Source organism: Sporolactobacillus sp. Y61 (genome assembly GCF_040529185.1).
GTDB lineage: Bacteria > Bacillota > Bacilli > Bacillales > Sporolactobacillaceae > Sporolactobacillus.
Genome location: NZ_CP159510.1, coordinates 2,676,384 through 2,691,134, shown reverse-complemented (window position 1 = coordinate 2,691,134; position 14,751 = coordinate 2,676,384). Strand labels below are relative to the sequence as shown.

Sequence of the window (14,751 nt, the reverse complement as noted above, 5' to 3'; positions counted from 1 at the left end):
GGATCTATTATGGACGACAGACGTCTGATTGAGGCAGCGAAAAAAGCAATGGAAAAGGCCTATGTTCCTTATTCACATTTTCATGTGGGTGCAGCGCTGATGACAAAGTCAGGGAAAGTGATCACGGGCTTTAATATCGAGAACGCCGCGTATTCCGTCTGCAACTGTGCCGAAAGAACAGCTATTTTTAAGGCTTTTTCAGAGGGTATAAAAGATTATACGGCATTGGCAGTCATTGCCGAGAGCCCGCGACCGGTCACTCCATGCGGGGCGTGCCGGCAGGTGATGAGTGAACTTTGTCCGAAAGATATGCGCGTTATTCTGGCCAATACGGCTGGAAAAACACAGACCACAACCGTTGCAGAACTGCTCCCCGGGCTTTTAATTCGGAGGATATGGACCATGAGTAAAACATTTAAATCCGGTTTTGTCGCCATTGTCGGCAGGCCAAATGTGGGGAAATCTACTTTATTGAACAGAGTTCTTGGCCAGAAAATAGCCATCATGAGCGACAAGGCACAGACAACACGCAATAAAATTCGCGGTATCTATACCACAGACGAAGAACAGGTTATTTTTATTGATACACCAGGAATACATAAACCGAAACATCGTCTCGGCGAAGTCATGACGTCGCTCGCCCTGGATACCCTGAATGAGGCCGATCTGATCCTGTTTTTGATCGATGCGGAACAAGGTTATGGAAGAGGCGATCAGTTTATCATCGATTTTCTGAAAAAAACGGAATCTCCCGTTTTTCTTCTTGTGAATAAAATCGATAAGGTTCATCCGGATGACCTGTTGCCGCTGATTGACCGCTATCGTCAGTTATATACATTCAGCGAAGTGATTCCGCTGTCCGCACTTCAGGGGCAGAATGTTTCCGCGCTGTTAGGTCAGATCAAGGCTTATCTTCCGGAAGGACCAAAGTATTATCCCGAAGATCAGGTCACCGATCATCCCGAGCGCTTTATTGCTGCTGAATTGATTCGTGAGAAGATCCTTCAGATGACTCGTGATGAAGTGCCACACTCCGTAGCCGTGATCATCGATAAGATGAAAAGAAAACCGGGGCGGAACCTCACGGATGTTCAGGCGACCATTATGGTTGAACGTCCTTCACAGAAAGGAATTATTATCGGGCGTGCCGGCAGCATGCTGAAGAAGATCGGGACACTGGCCAGAAAAGAAATAGAAGCGATGCTTGGTTCCAGAGTATTCCTTGAATTATGGGTGAAAGTAGATAAAAACTGGCGGGACAAAGATGAAGAATTAAAAAACTTTGGATATATGGACCGTGATGAGTAAAAGTCCTGAATGAATTGACAATCATTTCTTCTCATGAAAATCTTCATTTCGTAAAAACTAAGCATGAGGTTTAAATGGGGGATGAAACAGATGCAGGATCTGACTTGGCGTATATTCTGTATGACGGGGAGCATTGATTCTTACCTGCTCATGAAAGAGATGGAAAATGAAAATAACCGGCCGGCGGAGGACAAAAGCACCATTCAGGAAATTTCAGAAGAACCCGGTCAATAAATTTTATCCTGAAGGCGGAGTATATAAAGAAACTGGGTGATCGCTTTGATGGCCAAAGCGAAGGGCATTGTTATTCGAACAACAGATTATGGGGAATCAAATAAAATTCTGACCCTATACACGGCGGATTTTGGAAAGATCGGGCTCATGGCGCGGGGAGCCAGAAAGCCACGCAGTACACTATCCGGTGTCAGTCATGTCCTTTTTTATGGTATGTGCCTGTTTAACAGGGGAAGAGGTCTTGGATCACTTTATCAGGCTGAGTCCATTCATACCTTTCGCGGCATTATGGCCGATATCAGAAGCACAGCATATGCGGCGCTCATTCTGGAACTTCTCGATCGATTAACAGAAGACAACAAACCCTTTCCCGGACTTTACCGCCTGCTTCGTGATACACTGGTAAAGATTGATAAAGGTACAGATGCCGCAGTGCTTGCGGCCATTTTTTCGATAAAATTGATGCGGATTGCCGGAATTGATCCACAGGTCGATCACTGCCTCAGGTGTGGTGAAAAGAAGAAATCCTATCGCTTTTCCATTTCCGGAGGGGGGTTCCTTTGTCCTGATTGTGCTCAGTCCGATCCTTACGCTATTCCAATGACTTTACGCGCTTCAACACTGATTTCGCTTTTTAAAAGGATTCCGCTCGAAAGGATCGGTACTGTTTCAGTGAAACCCGATACGATTCGGGAAATAGAGGCGCTGATCGCTGCTTATTACGAGCAAAATGCAGGTATTAAATTACGGTCCAGAAGATTCATAGAACAACTCAGCCATTTTAAAGCCGATAATAAATCCTCGTCTCAATAAACAGGGACGGGGAGTTCAGAAATAGATGAGTAAGAGAGGGAAACCGCATGGAACTGAATGAACGCCAGAAAAAAATCATCGAGATTGTTAAAAAATCAGCTCCGGTTACAGGAGAATCGATAGCTGAACAGCTGAACATCGCCCGTGCGACGTTACGTCCCGATCTGGCACTATTAACCATGGCCGGCTTTCTCGATGCCCGGCCGCGTGTCGGTTATTTTTATACAGGCCAGACCCTTCATTCATTGTTTTCCGAGCAGTTGGCGAAACTTAAAGTCATTGACTTTCTTTCCTTTCCGGCAGTAATAAAAGAAGACGCTTCTGCGTATCAGGCGGTATGTGATATGTTTACCGAGGATGTAGGTTCACTGTTTGTCATCGATGAAAACGGCTATCTGACTGGTGTCACTTCACGCAAGGATCTGCTCCGTACGGCCATCGGCACGCAGGATATGAATCAGGTACCCGTCAGCATGATCATGTCGCGTATGCCGAATATTGTCTGCTGCCATGAACAGGATTCTGTGATTGATGTGGCAGAAATGTTGATTTCAAGACAGGTCGACGCTGTTCCGGTAGTCCGTGACCATGAACATGGGCTGGAAGTGATCGGTCGCATGACAAAAACCAATATAACGAGGGCGTTCGTCAAACTGGCGAAAGGTACTGTGGAGTGATGCCGGTCCGAATCACAGGGAAAAACTTGCACATCGGTCAAGATTTATTGGGTTCAACGATCAATCAGCGGGGATGAAGGAAGCCCCACTGATGATCTGATGCATATATATTGCCAGAGTTTATGAATTTGGTTATAATAAGCTTTTGTGAATCTAAGGGACATGCATGTCATTTTTGATAATATTTTAAAAATAAAAACATAACAGGAGAAGCAGGAATTCTATGCCCTGAACGAGAATGTGAATATAGAGATGAAAAAAACCACGTTATTTGTCGATGCGGATGCATGTCCTGTTACGGAAGAGATTAGACAGATTACCGCCCGGTTTGGCGTTTCCCCTGTGTTCGTTGCCAGTTATGCCGGATACCGGCGGGATGATCATGCAGAAGAAAAGTGGATTTATGTCGACCAGGAAAAGGAGGCTGCCGACCTTTATATCGTCAATCATGCGTGCAGGGGAGATGCAGCGGTAACCCAGGATATGGGACTGGCCGGCCTTCTGACAGGCCGGGGGATATCGGTTCTCTCCATCTATGGGAAACAGATCCGCGACCAGGATATTCCGCAGATCCTGCATAAACGATATCTGTCATATAAATCACTCCAATCCGGCAGGAAAATCAGAGGACCCAGGCGGTTTTCTGACCGGGATCGGAAAAATTTTTCATTTGCCTTGACAAATTTGTTATGCCGTTTGATTCATTAGGATATAAATAAGTAGTAATGTTGGTGGTGCATGATGTTTTGCAACTACAGCAAAGGGCAATTGAGAAAATCAGAAAATCTCTTGATATAGTGGAAGTTATCAGTGATTATGTGCAGCTTAATAAGCAGGGTAAGAATTATATGGGACTTTGTCCCTTTCACAGTGAACGGACACCGTCTTTTTCCGTTTCCCCTGACAAACAGCTTTATCATTGCTTTGGTTGTGGTGCCGGTGGCAACATCTTTACATTTGTTATGGAGATTGAGGGGCTGTCTTTCCCGGATGCAGCTCAGTTTCTTGCAGACAAGGCCCAGATAGATCTTGGCGGGTTACCTGATCAGCACAGGTCGCCCGGCCATTCTAAAGATCAATCCAGAAAGCTTCTTCTGGATGGTTTTGAACTGTTAACCAAATTTTATCATTATTTGCTCGGAACTTCAAAGTATGGGGGGCCTGCTGTACGTTATCTTAAAGACCGTTCATTCAGTCCGGAAATGATTAAGCAGTTCAGAATCGGATATGCGGTAAACAGCTGGAATGCTGCCACATCTCTGATTCAGAAGAGAAAGATCAGTCTGGATCAGATGGAACGTGCAGGGCTGATTGCTAAACGCGGTTTTGATAACCAGTATTTTGACCGTTTTCGCAACCGAATCATTTTCCCAATATGTAATATGCGGGGGCAGACCGTTGCATTCGGTGGAAGAACGGTCGGTGATGATAAACCGAAATATTTGAACTCACCTGAGTCGCCTGTCTTTCAAAAGGGACGAATCCTGTATGGTTATCATATTGCCCGGCAGCACATCAGGAAAAGTAATCAGGTCGTCCTTCTTGAAGGCTATGTGGATGTTGTGCGGGCGCATCAGGCAGGCATCCAAAACAGCGTTGCCTCTATGGGCACCTCACTGACAGAGGAACAGGCAGCCATACTTACAAGGGTGGCCGATACGATTATTATCTGCTACGACTCGGATACGGCAGGGATTGAAGCAAGTTTTCGTGCTTCAAACATGTTGAAGGGAAACGGTAAAATTGTTAAAATCGCTAAGATGCCTGAAGGATTGGACCCCGATGACTACATTTGCAAGTTTGGCGGCGAACGTTTTAAGAGGGATGTAATAGGGGCAAGCCAGACGTTGATGACATTCAAGATGGATTACTTCCGCAGAAAAAGGAATCTCAGTGATGAAGGAGATCGACTGCTTTATATCGAAGATGTATTGGGTGAAATCACTGCGTTAAACAGAGCGGTGGAACGTGATCATTACCTGAGACTTCTCTCTGAGGAATTTTCGATTTCTCTTGACGCCCTGAAAAGGCAGGAAACGCAGATGTATTATGCGGCCAAAAAACGTGAAAAGGGCGAGAAACATGCAGCAGAAACCACACCGATCAACCGGGACAACCGGATTGCCCCCGCCTACGAAATGGCAGAGCGAAGACTGCTCGCAAGAATGATGAGAAGCAGGGAGATAACGGAACGTGTCAGGAAATCGGTGGGGGGGCTGTTTCACTCGGAAATCGACCAGGCACTGGCCGCCGGTCTGTATGCCTATTATGATGACGGGAATCCACCTGACGAAGGCCTTTTTATCCAGCAAATTGAGGATCCTTTACTTCAAAAGAGAGCGGTGGAATTATCCATGATTTCTATGAGTCCCCAGGCGGAGGAACAGGAGATATCGGACTGTATCCATCAAGTCATCAGGCATTCAAAATCATCGATGATCTCGGAGCTGGAAGAGAAGAGAAAACAGGCAGAGCAAAGTGGCCGATATTCAGAGGCTGCACAGATTTTGTCCCGGATCATCGATATGAAGAAACAACTGGATACAAATTTCGCTGAGTAAGCGTCGGAAGGAGGGGATCAAATGGCCGGCAAAACGAGTAAGGCGGAACCGGAACTGACCGCAGATCAGGAAAAAGAACGGCTTCTTGAATTAGGAAAGAAACGGGGTCACCTGACCTATCAGGAAATTGCAAACCGTCTTGCGCCATTTGATCAGGAACCGGAACAAATGGATGAATTTTACGAGATGCTTGCCGATCAGGGCGTTGATGTCTCGGATGAATCCGAAGAATCCGATTCTGATAAAAATAACAAAGAAGAAGCATTCGATTTAAACGATCTGAGTGTACCACCAGGCGTGAAAATCAATGACCCGGTCAGAATGTACCTGAAAGAAATCGGGCGTGTTGATCTGCTGTCTGCAGACGAGGAGATTGCACTGGCCAAACGAATACAAGCCGGAGATGAAGAAGCCAAGAGACGTCTGGCAGAAGCCAACCTGCGTCTTGTTGTAAGTATCGCTAAAAGATACGTGGGGCGTGGCATGCTGTTTCTCGACCTGATTCAGGAAGGGAATATGGGCTTGATTAAGGCGGTCGAAAAATTCGACTACACTAAAGGATTTAAATTCAGCACCTATGCGACATGGTGGATCCGCCAGGCCATCACCCGGGCCATTGCCGATCAGGCGAGAACAATCCGTATTCCGGTTCATATGGTTGAAACGATCAATAAGCTGATTCGTGTCCAAAGGCAGCAGCTTCAGGATCTGGGCAGAGAACCCACTCCTGAAGAGATCGGAAAAGAAATGAATTTATCTCCCGAAAAGGTCAGAGAAATTCTGAAGATTGCACAGGAACCCGTTTCTCTTGAAACGCCAATCGGCGAAGAGGACGACTCGCACCTCGGCGACTTCATTGAGGACCATGATGCCAAAGCGCCGTCTGATGCAGCTGCCTATGAGCTTCTTAAGGAGCAGCTCGAAGATGTGCTGGACACACTCACCGACCGCGAGGAAAATGTGCTCAGACTTCGCTTCGGACTTGATGACGGACGTACTCGGACACTGGAAGAGGTCGGAAAAGTCTTCGGAGTAACAAGAGAACGGATCAGACAGATTGAGGCAAAGGCTTTGCGTAAACTTCGTCACCCGAGCCGGAGTAAACAGCTGAAAGATTTTCTGGATTGACAGACATGTCACACGCCCGCTCCCAAAAAGGAGCGGGATTTCTTTTCAGCATAGCTTTGTGATGTGTGATCATCATTAGACCTGTCATTGAATGAACAGGTAAAGAAGGCTCAGATCATTCAGCAGGATCATTTTAAGATCCTGCCTTTATTTTAAATGAAAATGAAAACGTTATCAACAAAAAATACCTGGCGGCGCTCGGGCATTTCTTTTGATATTTCAGGATAAAATAAATCTTTTATAGAAAAAAAGTCAGAAAAACTTCGGCGTGCCTGTGACCTGCCACTCGGCAGATTTTTGTTCAATGTGTTACGATAACAGGGAATTGACTGAACACATATAAGGAAAGTGAAAAATGAAGGACATCCATTTATCTGAGCGATTGTGTGCTATTTTGAATTTTATCCCCGATAGTTGCGTACTGGCGGATATCGGGTCTGATCATGCGCTTCTTGCCTGCAAAGCAGTTGAGGATGGTCGTACAATTCGGGCAATTGCAGGTGAAGTTCGTGTCGGGCCTTTCAGGCGGTCTGAAGAAGGTGTACGAAACCGGGGACTGGACGAGATGGTGTGTGTACGACTGGGTGACGGACTTTCTGTTCTTGCTCCCGGTGAAGCGGATTGTATTGTCATCGCCGGGATGGGAGGGGAATTAATAACGGATATTCTGCAGAGGGGAAGGGACAGGCTGAACGAACAAACGACTTTAATTCTGCAGCCGAATATCCGGGAGCCGTTATGTCGTTCGTGGCTGGCCGCTCATCACTGGGCCGTCCTCGATGAGCATATTGTTGAAGAAGGGTCACATTTCTATGAAATCATTCTCGCGAAATACGCCGTGACCGGATGTACAGAATTAAGTGAATCCGAATGTATCATGGGTCCGGTTTTATCAAAGAAACAATCGCCTGTTTTTATAAAAAAATGGCTGAAGAGAGAAAAGAAACTGCATCAGATTCTAAGTGCAATAGATCATTCCGTTCAGAAGCCGTCGCCATCCATTCTAATGAAAAAAAGGCAGTGTGTTAAAGAAATGAAGATGATTCAGAACTGCCTGCGAAGGTATTTTAAAACGATAAAGGAGAAACAGTAGCACCAAGTTCAGTTCAAATCGCAGCGATTACTGTGATGTCAGGAGGAGGATGCATATGATCCAATGGATTTCAGGCCAGCGTCTTATTCAGCGTTTTGAGGAGTGGGTACCTGAATCACTAGCCTTTGAAAATGATAAAATCGGACTTCTGATCGGGACGTTGAACAAAGACATCAAAAAGGTTATGGTGACGCTTGATGTTCTGGAAAATGTCGCGCAGGAAGCTGCCGACAAACATGTGGATTTGATCATTGCCCATCATCCGGTCATTTTTCACCCATTAAAAAATGTGCGATCAGATGCCGGACAAGGGAAAATTGTCACGAAGTGCGTGAAGCATGATGTCGCCGTATATGCGGCACATACCAATCTGGATATCGCTGAGGGCGGGGTAAATGATATGCTGGCGAAGCAGCTTGGCCTCCGCCGGACACAGATTCTTAAACCGACCCAAAGTGAGCCACTCTATAAACTCACGGTGTATGTACCGGAAAGTCATATACAAACGGTTAGAAAGGCTATTGGAGATGCCGGCGCCGGCGCCATTGGCAGGTACAGCCACTGCACGTTCACTGCGAGAGGAAAGGGCACCTTTCTGCCGGAAGAAGGAACGCACCCCTATATTGGTGCCCATGGGAAGCTGGCTTATGCTGATGAAGGTAGAATTGAGACTATTGTGCCTGAACATCTGCTGAAAAAGGTCATCAGCCGAATGCTGAAGGTGCATCCTTATGAAGAAGTGGCTTACGACGTCTATCCCCTGAAAAATGAAGGGGTGACTTATGGACTCGGAAGAATAGGAGAACTTGAGGAACCGGCAGTCTTCGGGGACTACTGCCGTGAAGTGAAACAAAAACTGGGTGTAGACGGGTTGCGCGCCGTCGGAAACTTGAAGGATAAGGTCAGAAAAATTGCGGTATGCGGCGGCGACGGGAACAGTCTGATCCCTTATGCCAGATATCGCGGGGCGGATGTTCTGATCAGCGGTGATATTTATTACCATACCGCACACGATGCCCTGCTGGCCGGTCTGAAAGTCATCGATGCGGGACATCATATTGAATCCGTGATGAAAAAAGGCGTTCAACACTATTTACAAAAAGTGATCAAAGAGGAAGGGTGCGACACGGAAGTGATTGTCTCAGATGCACGAACGAATCCCTTCCGTTTCTTTTGATCCCTTTATATTCCATTTTTATGAAGAAAGGTTCAGAAAACCGTCCCCTGCGACCTGCAGTCGGTCAGTTTTTCTTCATCCTGACGGAGAGTCGTAAATATTCCGTCAGGAGATTAATGAAGGGCATCCGCTTTGTGGCGGATGCCCTTTTTGCTGATTTATCAGACGGATTTAGATTTTCCCATCCTGCGCCTGCGGTGGATATGGTTGAACTTTACCTTAGGCAGGATGTCCCTGTTTTTTGATGCCTTGCTTTCAGTAGACCAGGTTTCCGGGTTATCAGGATCATACTGGTCAAGAAATAAAATAACCTCTTTAGTCAGCTGAGTAGGCGTGGAAGCCCCTGCTGTGACTGCTACTGTATGTACATGCTCCAGCCAGGAGCGTTGGAGCTCGGAAAGATCAGCAATTCTATGGGCCGGCGTATGCGCAATTTCTCGGGATACCTGAGCAAGCCTGTTCGAGTTGTTGCTACGCGGATCACCGACAACAATCAGCAGATCAGCTTCTTTCGCCTGCCTGGCAACGGCCTCCTGACGGGTTTGTGTCGCACGACAAATTTCATTACAGGATTCAGCCTGAGGATATTTGTCCCTGATGTAGTTCATGATCTCCTGAACATCCCACTGGCTCATGGTTGTCTGATTGGTAATGATGATTTTTTCCGCATCAAGATGCAATCGATCGACATCATCGGCTGTTTCCACAAGATGTACTTTGTCGGGTGCTACGCCGACAGCACCTTCCGGCTCAGGATGTCCCTTTTTGCCAATATAAATGACATGATACCCTTCCTCTTTCTTCTTTTCAATCAACGTATGTGTTTTTGTCACGTCCGGACAAGTGGCATCTATTGTTGTCAAGCCTTTTTGTTCTGCTGTTTTTCGTACTTCAGGAGAGACGCCGTGCGCTGTAAATATGACGGTACCATGATCAATTTCCTTAAGAAGATCGATACGCTTTTCCCCGCGCGCGTCCAATGTGATAATGCCTTCTTTATCAAACGCATCAGTCACGTGTTGGTTATGAACAATCATGCCTAATATATATATGGGACGCGGTAAGTCCTTATTCATCGCAGCTTTTCTGGCAATAACAAGTGCGTCTACCACACCATAACAGTAGCCCCGCGGCGAGACTCTGATTACTTTCATTGTGTGTCCTCTCCGTTCTGCAGTAAGCATTCTGCACTAATCTTTATTATAGGGGACAAGTGATCATAACACAACGAAGGCTTCCGGGTCTCTCAGACGTACAGGCGGGGTTTTGACGGTTTTGTCACCTGTTGTGTCCCTTGTCGATTTTTCGCTTTTTTTACCCTGCGGTCGGACCGACTGTCTGTCACAGCTTTATTGTCAGAATCCGTTGCAGCATGAGCGCTAAGGCTATCCGTTTCCCTTTTTTCCGGCACAGCATCCATTTTGGCACGCTCAGGTTCGCGCTCCTGAACGGATGACTTTTCCTGGCTGCTCTCATCTGAGGACTGCAGGGTTTTTAAAATGCTCAGTATGGTCGGCGCGCTTTTAATCATCGGTCCGAATTGCTGAATCATGGGCAGGACGGTCTGGGCGGTCTGAATCGCTTTCTGTGCATTCATCAGCATACCTGTCAGGTTTAAACCACCGCCATTCTGACCTGCTCCGGATGACAGCAGAGAAGATACCATGCTGGCCAGACCACCTGGTGTCTGAGGCGGTACAGCAGGCGGCGGTGAAGGAGGCGGAAAAGGTGAACCCGGAAACAGAGGAGGGAATCCCCGTTGCGACGGTTGAGGGAAGGGCGGAGTCTGATGCTGTGGAAACATTTGCTGAAACGGATCTTGACCGAATGGGGGCATAATCATCCCTTCCTTTGTTTTTTTGTACTTTAAGTAAGCATAAAATTTTACGGGGGGAAAGATTTAGAAGACGTAACCTCCGGCGACGCCTGTGCTTTTCCGCCGGCAGTATTTTACCCATTGCTACTGATATCAGTGTATGTATTCTTCCCTGTCAGGTGAATACCTCAAACGTTCTGTGGGGAGAAAACAGTCAGAATATGTTAGAATGTTGATGTTAAGAAGAGGGGGGACGGATGTGCTGAAGATTGGTTCACATGTACATATGTCGGGTAAAAAAATGCTTCTCGGCGCCAGTGAGGAAGCTGCTGCTTTTGATGAAACCGTCATGATGATTTATACTGGCGCGCCACAGAATACAGCCAGGAAACCTGTAGAAAAACTGAATATCGAAGCCGGACGCGAACATATGAAAAAGCATCATATTGAGGAAGTTGTCGTTCATGCGCCGTATATTATAAATATTGCGAATACAGTAAAGCCGGAAACCTTTGCCCTGGGTGTGTCTTTTTTAAGAAAGGAAATTGACAGGGCAGAAGCGATTGGGGCCAGACAGATCGTGCTGCATCCGGGTGCGCATGTCGGAGCCGGAGTCAATACCGGCCTGAAAAAAATTATCGAGGGTTTAAACGAGGTGCTCGAAGCCCGGGACACGGTACAGATTGCCCTGGAAACCATGGCCGGGAAGGGCAGTGAATGCGGGTACCGGTTTGAGCAGCTGGCACAGATTATCGATGGTGTTCATCTGAATGAGAAACTGTCGATCTGCTTCGATACCTGCCATACCAGTGATGCCGGTTATCCTGTTAAGGATGATTTTGATGATGTATTAAATACTTTTGACAAGGTTATCGGCCTTGACCGGATGAAAGTGGTTCATGTTAATGACAGTAAAAATCCTCAGGGATCACATAAGGACAGGCACGCGAATATTGGACTGGGCTGTATCGGTTTTGATGCTTTGAATGCTATTGTTCACCACCCGCAGCTTTCCCATCTGCCTAAAATACTTGAAACGCCTTATGTCGGTGAGGACAGAAAGAATAAAAAACCACCATATAAATTTGAAATTGCCATGTTGAAGCAGGAGAAATTTAACAGCCATCTTCTGGATGATATTATGGCTCAATAGACCGGGAAATCAAAAACAGATCAGCGCGAAAACTGATCTGTTTTTTTGGCTTTTTTTCAATGAAATTGATCGATGATTTTATTGAATTGCTGCTGCAGTTTTTCAGCCAGGTCAGGGCCAATTTCATCGTCAAGAATTCTGCGTAGAGCGAGCTGACCGTTCGGGTGAAACAGGTCGAGATTCTTCCCTTGCACGCGTGATGCTATTCTTTTCGCCTGATTTTTTGAAACCGGAATCTGGTATTGTCTGGCTTGCTGAAACAGTTCATCTGCAGTGACTGAGTTGACTCTCTTATTAATGATGGCCTGAATAAGGGGATTCAATAAGGCTCCCTCCTGCTTGCGTGTATATCGTCGCTTCTGTTTAACCTATGAGAGCGGATTAAAAAAGATACAGGAAATCTAAAAATGGGCAGAATGTCAAATCGTGTCGAACAATATTCGTGTGTTTTTCTATGTCATTTGTCGCCGATCAAGTATAATTAGTGTAAACAAGAAAAAGGGTCACTTAAAAATATAGAACAGTGATCAACATACGGGGAGCGCTTGAAATCAGGCATTAAGTAAAAGAGGAGTGATAACCATCATCTATCATGAATCCTTTTTAACCGTTTCTGAAAAAGACCTGTTTGAAAATCAGCTGTCTCTGGAAATACGCTTCTGCCTTGCTCCCGATGGCAGGATTATCGACTGCAATCAGAATGGTGACATTATGGTCAGACAGTTTGGACATTCCTTTTATGATTTTTTTACCAAAGACGCGGTGATTGAAGCAAAAGCCTTTCTGAATGCGATCCAGAAAGAGCCTGATATTGTTTCAGCCTTGCTCCATGACCGTATGAACGACAGGGACATGGGTATTTATTACAACGGCTTCTTCAAAAACGGGAAAATTTATCTTGCCGGTTACAGAACTGATCCATTGAAAAGGGCTGCAGCAGAATTTGCTCATGAGCTGAGGAATCCGCTGACTGTTATCAAGGGTTTTGTCCAATTGTCCACGTATACACAGGAATTTGATAAATATAACCGTACGATCTTATCGGAAATTGACAGGATGTATGGCATTCTGGATAATTTTCTGAAACTGACCCGGAAAAAAATAAATATGAAAAAAATGCTTCCGGACAAACTCTGCATGGCTCTCATTGCGTTCATTTCATCGGAATGCCTGGTTAAAAAGGTGACATTCGATTATGATATTGCCTTTTCTGTAAACGTATGCAATGTTGATTTATCAATGATTAAGCAAGTCATTCTGAATATGCTGAGAAACGCCCTGGAGGCCGTAGAGGGAAAAGAAGGGACAGAAAAAAAGATTTTTTTCCGTGGTTCGGTTGAAGACAGTGGGTATAGAATCTCATTGACCGATAATGGCCCGGGTATTGAAAATCATCTTCTGAAACAGGTTGGGCGCCCCTTCTTCTCCACGAAAGAAAACGGGACAGGCGTTGGCTTGTCTCTATGTAAAAAGATTATCACAGAGCATCATGGCAGCTTTTGCCTCAGCAGTATGCCGGGAAAAGGAACGACTGCAAGCTTCAGTCTGCCATTTGCTGATTAGTGTTTACATTTTCATTTCCAATAAATGCATCATTAAAAGTGAAGATCTGAGTCACACTATAGGTGATCCTAAAAAGAAAGCGAGGGGTCACTATGGCTGGACGGGATCATGATGAAGAATCATTATATGATAAGCGGAATGCTTACAATAATGAGGAATATGCAAAGGAACTGGCAGCCGATCAATACGATCCGGAAGCCGCGAGACGAAACAGAGATGATAAGCCGCTGCATTCTGAAGGACGCCGGTCACTGGAAGGCGGGACAGGAATCGGCTGGCTCGCACTGATCATTTCTGCGTGCGCGCTTTTCTTTCTACCGATCGTACTGGGGATTGCCGGTATCATTATCGGCTATGTAGCGTATCGTCAGGGCGCCCGCACACTTGGTGGCTGGGCGATCGGAATCGGGATCGTTGCCGTTCTGATTCAATTACTGTCACCGTTATTCTGGTGACATTTTGGCAAAAAGGTGCTTTGTTCAGTCAAAGCGCCTTTTTGTACAGGCATTTTTCTTCAGAACAAAAAGTCACTGTGATAAAATTAAAGTGTGACAATATTGTGAAGAAGGAATGATATACATGGATGCGCTAGAAGTGATTAAAACGAGGAGATCTGTTCGAAAAGTGACCGAACAACAGCCTCCGAAAGAACTTATTGAAAAAATGCTGGATGCCGCCCGTCGCGCACCCAATCATTTTAATACAGAACCCTGGCATTTTACAGTGCTGACAGGGGAGGGACGTAATAAACTGGGAAAGGTATACGGGACCCTTAACCAGCAGAAACTTGAGAACCCTGATCAGGCAGCTCTGGATACAGCGATGAAAAAGGGCATTGCCAAGGCAAAGCGATCTCCTGTCGTGATCGTGATTTCAATTGAACCGAGCGATCAGCCAAAAGTCAAAAAAGTTGAGGAAATCGCAGCAACGGCCTGTGCCGTCGAAAATATGTGGCTGACAGCGCATGCACTTGGACTGGGAGCCATCTGGCGTACAGGTGATCCGTCATATACAGATCTCATGAAACAGTCCTTTGGTGTTTCAGAAGGGGGGCTGGTTCTGGGGTATCTTTATGTCGGATATCCGGAGCCCGGACTTACACCGAAGGCTCCGAAGCGTAAATCTGTAGATGAAATTTCAACCTGGGTTACAGAATAAGACTTCTATCCAATTTATATTTCAAAGTAAGACCCGGAGCATCTCGGAGCTCCGGGTCTTTCAGCAAGGA

The 14,751-nt window shown here is 46.0% G+C and carries 16 protein-coding genes and 1 pseudogene; 14 read left to right on the top strand and 3 right to left on the bottom strand.

What is annotated here, in order from left to right; all coding sequences use genetic code 11:
• Nucleotides 1–9: 9 nt before the first annotated feature.
• The 10 genes and pseudogenes from ABNN70_RS12875 to ABNN70_RS12830 form a co-directional block, all read left to right on the top strand.
• Nucleotides 10–366: pseudogene (locus ABNN70_RS12875) on the top strand (cytidine deaminase); the annotation flags it as partial.
• A gap of 36 nt (nt 367–402) precedes the next feature.
• Nucleotides 403–1,308 carry a GTPase Era gene (gene era / locus ABNN70_RS12870; protein WP_353949441.1) on the top strand — a complete coding sequence of 302 codons (906 nt, stop codon included), beginning with the start codon at nt 403–405 and terminating at the stop codon, nt 1,306–1,308.
• A gap of 90 nt (nt 1,309–1,398) precedes the next feature.
• Nucleotides 1,399–1,542, top strand: coding sequence for a YqzL family protein (locus ABNN70_RS12865; RefSeq protein ID WP_353949440.1), 144 nt, complete (start codon nt 1,399–1,401; stop codon nt 1,540–1,542).
• A gap of 48 nt (nt 1,543–1,590) precedes the next feature.
• Entirely contained in the window at nt 1,591–2,355 is a 765-nt protein-coding gene (gene recO / locus ABNN70_RS12860; RefSeq protein ID WP_353948013.1) for a DNA repair protein RecO, read from the top strand.
• A gap of 47 nt (nt 2,356–2,402) precedes the next feature.
• Nucleotides 2,403–3,032 carry a helix-turn-helix transcriptional regulator gene (locus ABNN70_RS12855; protein ID WP_129929842.1) on the top strand — a complete coding sequence of 210 codons (630 nt, stop codon included), beginning with the start codon at nt 2,403–2,405 and terminating at the stop codon, nt 3,030–3,032.
• A gap of 252 nt (nt 3,033–3,284) precedes the next feature.
• The gene (locus tag ABNN70_RS12850) at nt 3,285–3,740 is read left to right on the top strand and encodes a DUF188 domain-containing protein (RefSeq protein WP_129929843.1); all 456 of its coding nucleotides are present in this window, start codon (nt 3,285–3,287) and stop codon (nt 3,738–3,740) included.
• A 38-nt stretch (nt 3,741–3,778) separates the two neighbouring features.
• A complete protein-coding gene (gene dnaG, locus ABNN70_RS12845; protein ID WP_129929844.1) occupies nt 3,779–5,593 on the top strand; it encodes a DNA primase in 1,815 nt (604 codons plus the stop codon).
• 21 nt (nt 5,594–5,614) lie between these two features.
• On the top strand, nt 5,615–6,721 hold the full coding sequence (gene rpoD, locus ABNN70_RS12840; RefSeq protein WP_129929845.1) for an RNA polymerase sigma factor RpoD: 1,107 nt from the start codon (nt 5,615–5,617) through the stop codon (nt 6,719–6,721).
• Between the two features lie 355 nt (nt 6,722–7,076).
• Nucleotides 7,077–7,814 carry a class I SAM-dependent methyltransferase gene (locus tag ABNN70_RS12835; protein ID WP_353948012.1) on the top strand — a complete coding sequence of 246 codons (738 nt, stop codon included), beginning with the start codon at nt 7,077–7,079 and terminating at the stop codon, nt 7,812–7,814.
• A 55-nt stretch (nt 7,815–7,869) separates the two neighbouring features.
• Nucleotides 7,870–8,991, top strand: a complete 1,122-nt coding sequence (locus ABNN70_RS12830; protein ID WP_353948011.1) for a Nif3-like dinuclear metal center hexameric protein — start codon at nt 7,870–7,872, stop codon at nt 8,989–8,991.
• A gap of 161 nt (nt 8,992–9,152) precedes the next feature.
• On the opposite strand, the gene ABNN70_RS12825 is transcribed toward ABNN70_RS12830, so the two are convergent.
• Both ABNN70_RS12825 and vrrA read right to left on the bottom strand, forming a co-directional pair.
• Nucleotides 9,153–10,145: a 4-hydroxy-3-methylbut-2-enyl diphosphate reductase gene (locus tag ABNN70_RS12825; protein ID WP_353948010.1), complete on the bottom strand. Its 993-nt coding sequence runs from the start codon at nt 10,143–10,145 to the stop codon at nt 9,153–9,155.
• 92 nt (nt 10,146–10,237) lie between these two features.
• Entirely contained in the window at nt 10,238–10,735 is a 498-nt protein-coding gene (gene vrrA / locus ABNN70_RS12820) for a VrrA/YqfQ family protein (RefSeq protein WP_326407606.1), read from the bottom strand.
• A gap of 331 nt (nt 10,736–11,066) precedes the next feature.
• Between vrrA and ABNN70_RS12815 the strand changes: the two genes are divergently transcribed.
• Nucleotides 11,067–11,960, top strand: coding sequence for a deoxyribonuclease IV (locus tag ABNN70_RS12815; protein ID WP_353948009.1), 894 nt, complete (start codon nt 11,067–11,069; stop codon nt 11,958–11,960).
• A 56-nt stretch (nt 11,961–12,016) separates the two neighbouring features.
• Here the strand turns inward: ABNN70_RS12815 and ABNN70_RS12810 are convergent, their stop codons facing one another.
• Nucleotides 12,017–12,283 carry a DUF2624 family protein gene (locus ABNN70_RS12810; RefSeq protein WP_129929851.1) on the bottom strand — a complete coding sequence of 89 codons (267 nt, stop codon included), beginning with the start codon at nt 12,281–12,283 and terminating at the stop codon, nt 12,017–12,019.
• A gap of 250 nt (nt 12,284–12,533) precedes the next feature.
• Here ABNN70_RS12810 and ABNN70_RS12805 point away from each other — a divergent pair, with 250 nt between their 5' ends.
• The 3 genes from ABNN70_RS12805 to ABNN70_RS12795 all read left to right on the top strand — a co-directional run bounded on the left by ABNN70_RS12805 (nt 12,534) and on the right by ABNN70_RS12795 (nt 14,681).
• The gene (locus ABNN70_RS12805; protein WP_353948008.1) at nt 12,534–13,523 is read left to right on the top strand and encodes a HAMP domain-containing sensor histidine kinase; all 990 of its coding nucleotides are present in this window, start codon (nt 12,534–12,536) and stop codon (nt 13,521–13,523) included.
• Nucleotides 13,524–13,615: 92 nt separating this feature from the next.
• Nucleotides 13,616–13,978 (top strand): hypothetical protein, encoded by a 363-nt coding sequence (locus tag ABNN70_RS12800; RefSeq protein WP_129929852.1) that lies wholly within the window; start codon nt 13,616–13,618, stop codon nt 13,976–13,978.
• 124 nt (nt 13,979–14,102) lie between these two features.
• Complete coding sequence (locus ABNN70_RS12795) at nt 14,103–14,681, top strand: nitroreductase (protein ID WP_129929853.1); 579 nt, start codon at nt 14,103–14,105, stop codon at nt 14,679–14,681.
• Nucleotides 14,682–14,751: the final 70 nt, after the last annotated feature.

Excerpts from the sequence above, each read along its gene's own strand:
- era (WP_353949441.1), top strand. The coding sequence starts at position 403 with ATGAGTAAAACATTTAAATCCGGTTTTGTCGCCATTGTCGGCAGGCCA.
- ABNN70_RS12865 (WP_353949440.1), top strand. The coding sequence starts at position 1,399 with ATGCAGGATCTGACTTGGCGTATATTCTGTATGACGGGGAGCATTGAT.
- recO (WP_353948013.1), top strand. The coding sequence starts at position 1,591 with ATGGCCAAAGCGAAGGGCATTGTTATTCGAACAACAGATTATGGGGAA.
- ABNN70_RS12855 (WP_129929842.1), top strand. The coding sequence starts at position 2,403 with ATGGAACTGAATGAACGCCAGAAAAAAATCATCGAGATTGTTAAAAAA.
- ABNN70_RS12850 (WP_129929843.1), top strand. The coding sequence starts at position 3,285 with ATGAAAAAAACCACGTTATTTGTCGATGCGGATGCATGTCCTGTTACG.
- rpoD (WP_129929845.1), top strand. The coding sequence starts at position 5,615 with ATGGCCGGCAAAACGAGTAAGGCGGAACCGGAACTGACCGCAGATCAG.
- ABNN70_RS12835 (WP_353948012.1), top strand. The coding sequence starts at position 7,077 with ATGAAGGACATCCATTTATCTGAGCGATTGTGTGCTATTTTGAATTTT.
- ABNN70_RS12830 (WP_353948011.1), top strand. The coding sequence starts at position 7,870 with ATGATCCAATGGATTTCAGGCCAGCGTCTTATTCAGCGTTTTGAGGAG.
- ABNN70_RS12825 (WP_353948010.1), bottom strand. The coding sequence starts at position 10,145 with ATGAAAGTAATCAGAGTCTCGCCGCGGGGCTACTGTTATGGTGTGGTA.
- ABNN70_RS12800 (WP_129929852.1), top strand. The coding sequence starts at position 13,616 with ATGGCTGGACGGGATCATGATGAAGAATCATTATATGATAAGCGGAAT.
- ABNN70_RS12795 (WP_129929853.1), top strand. The coding sequence starts at position 14,103 with ATGGATGCGCTAGAAGTGATTAAAACGAGGAGATCTGTTCGAAAAGTG.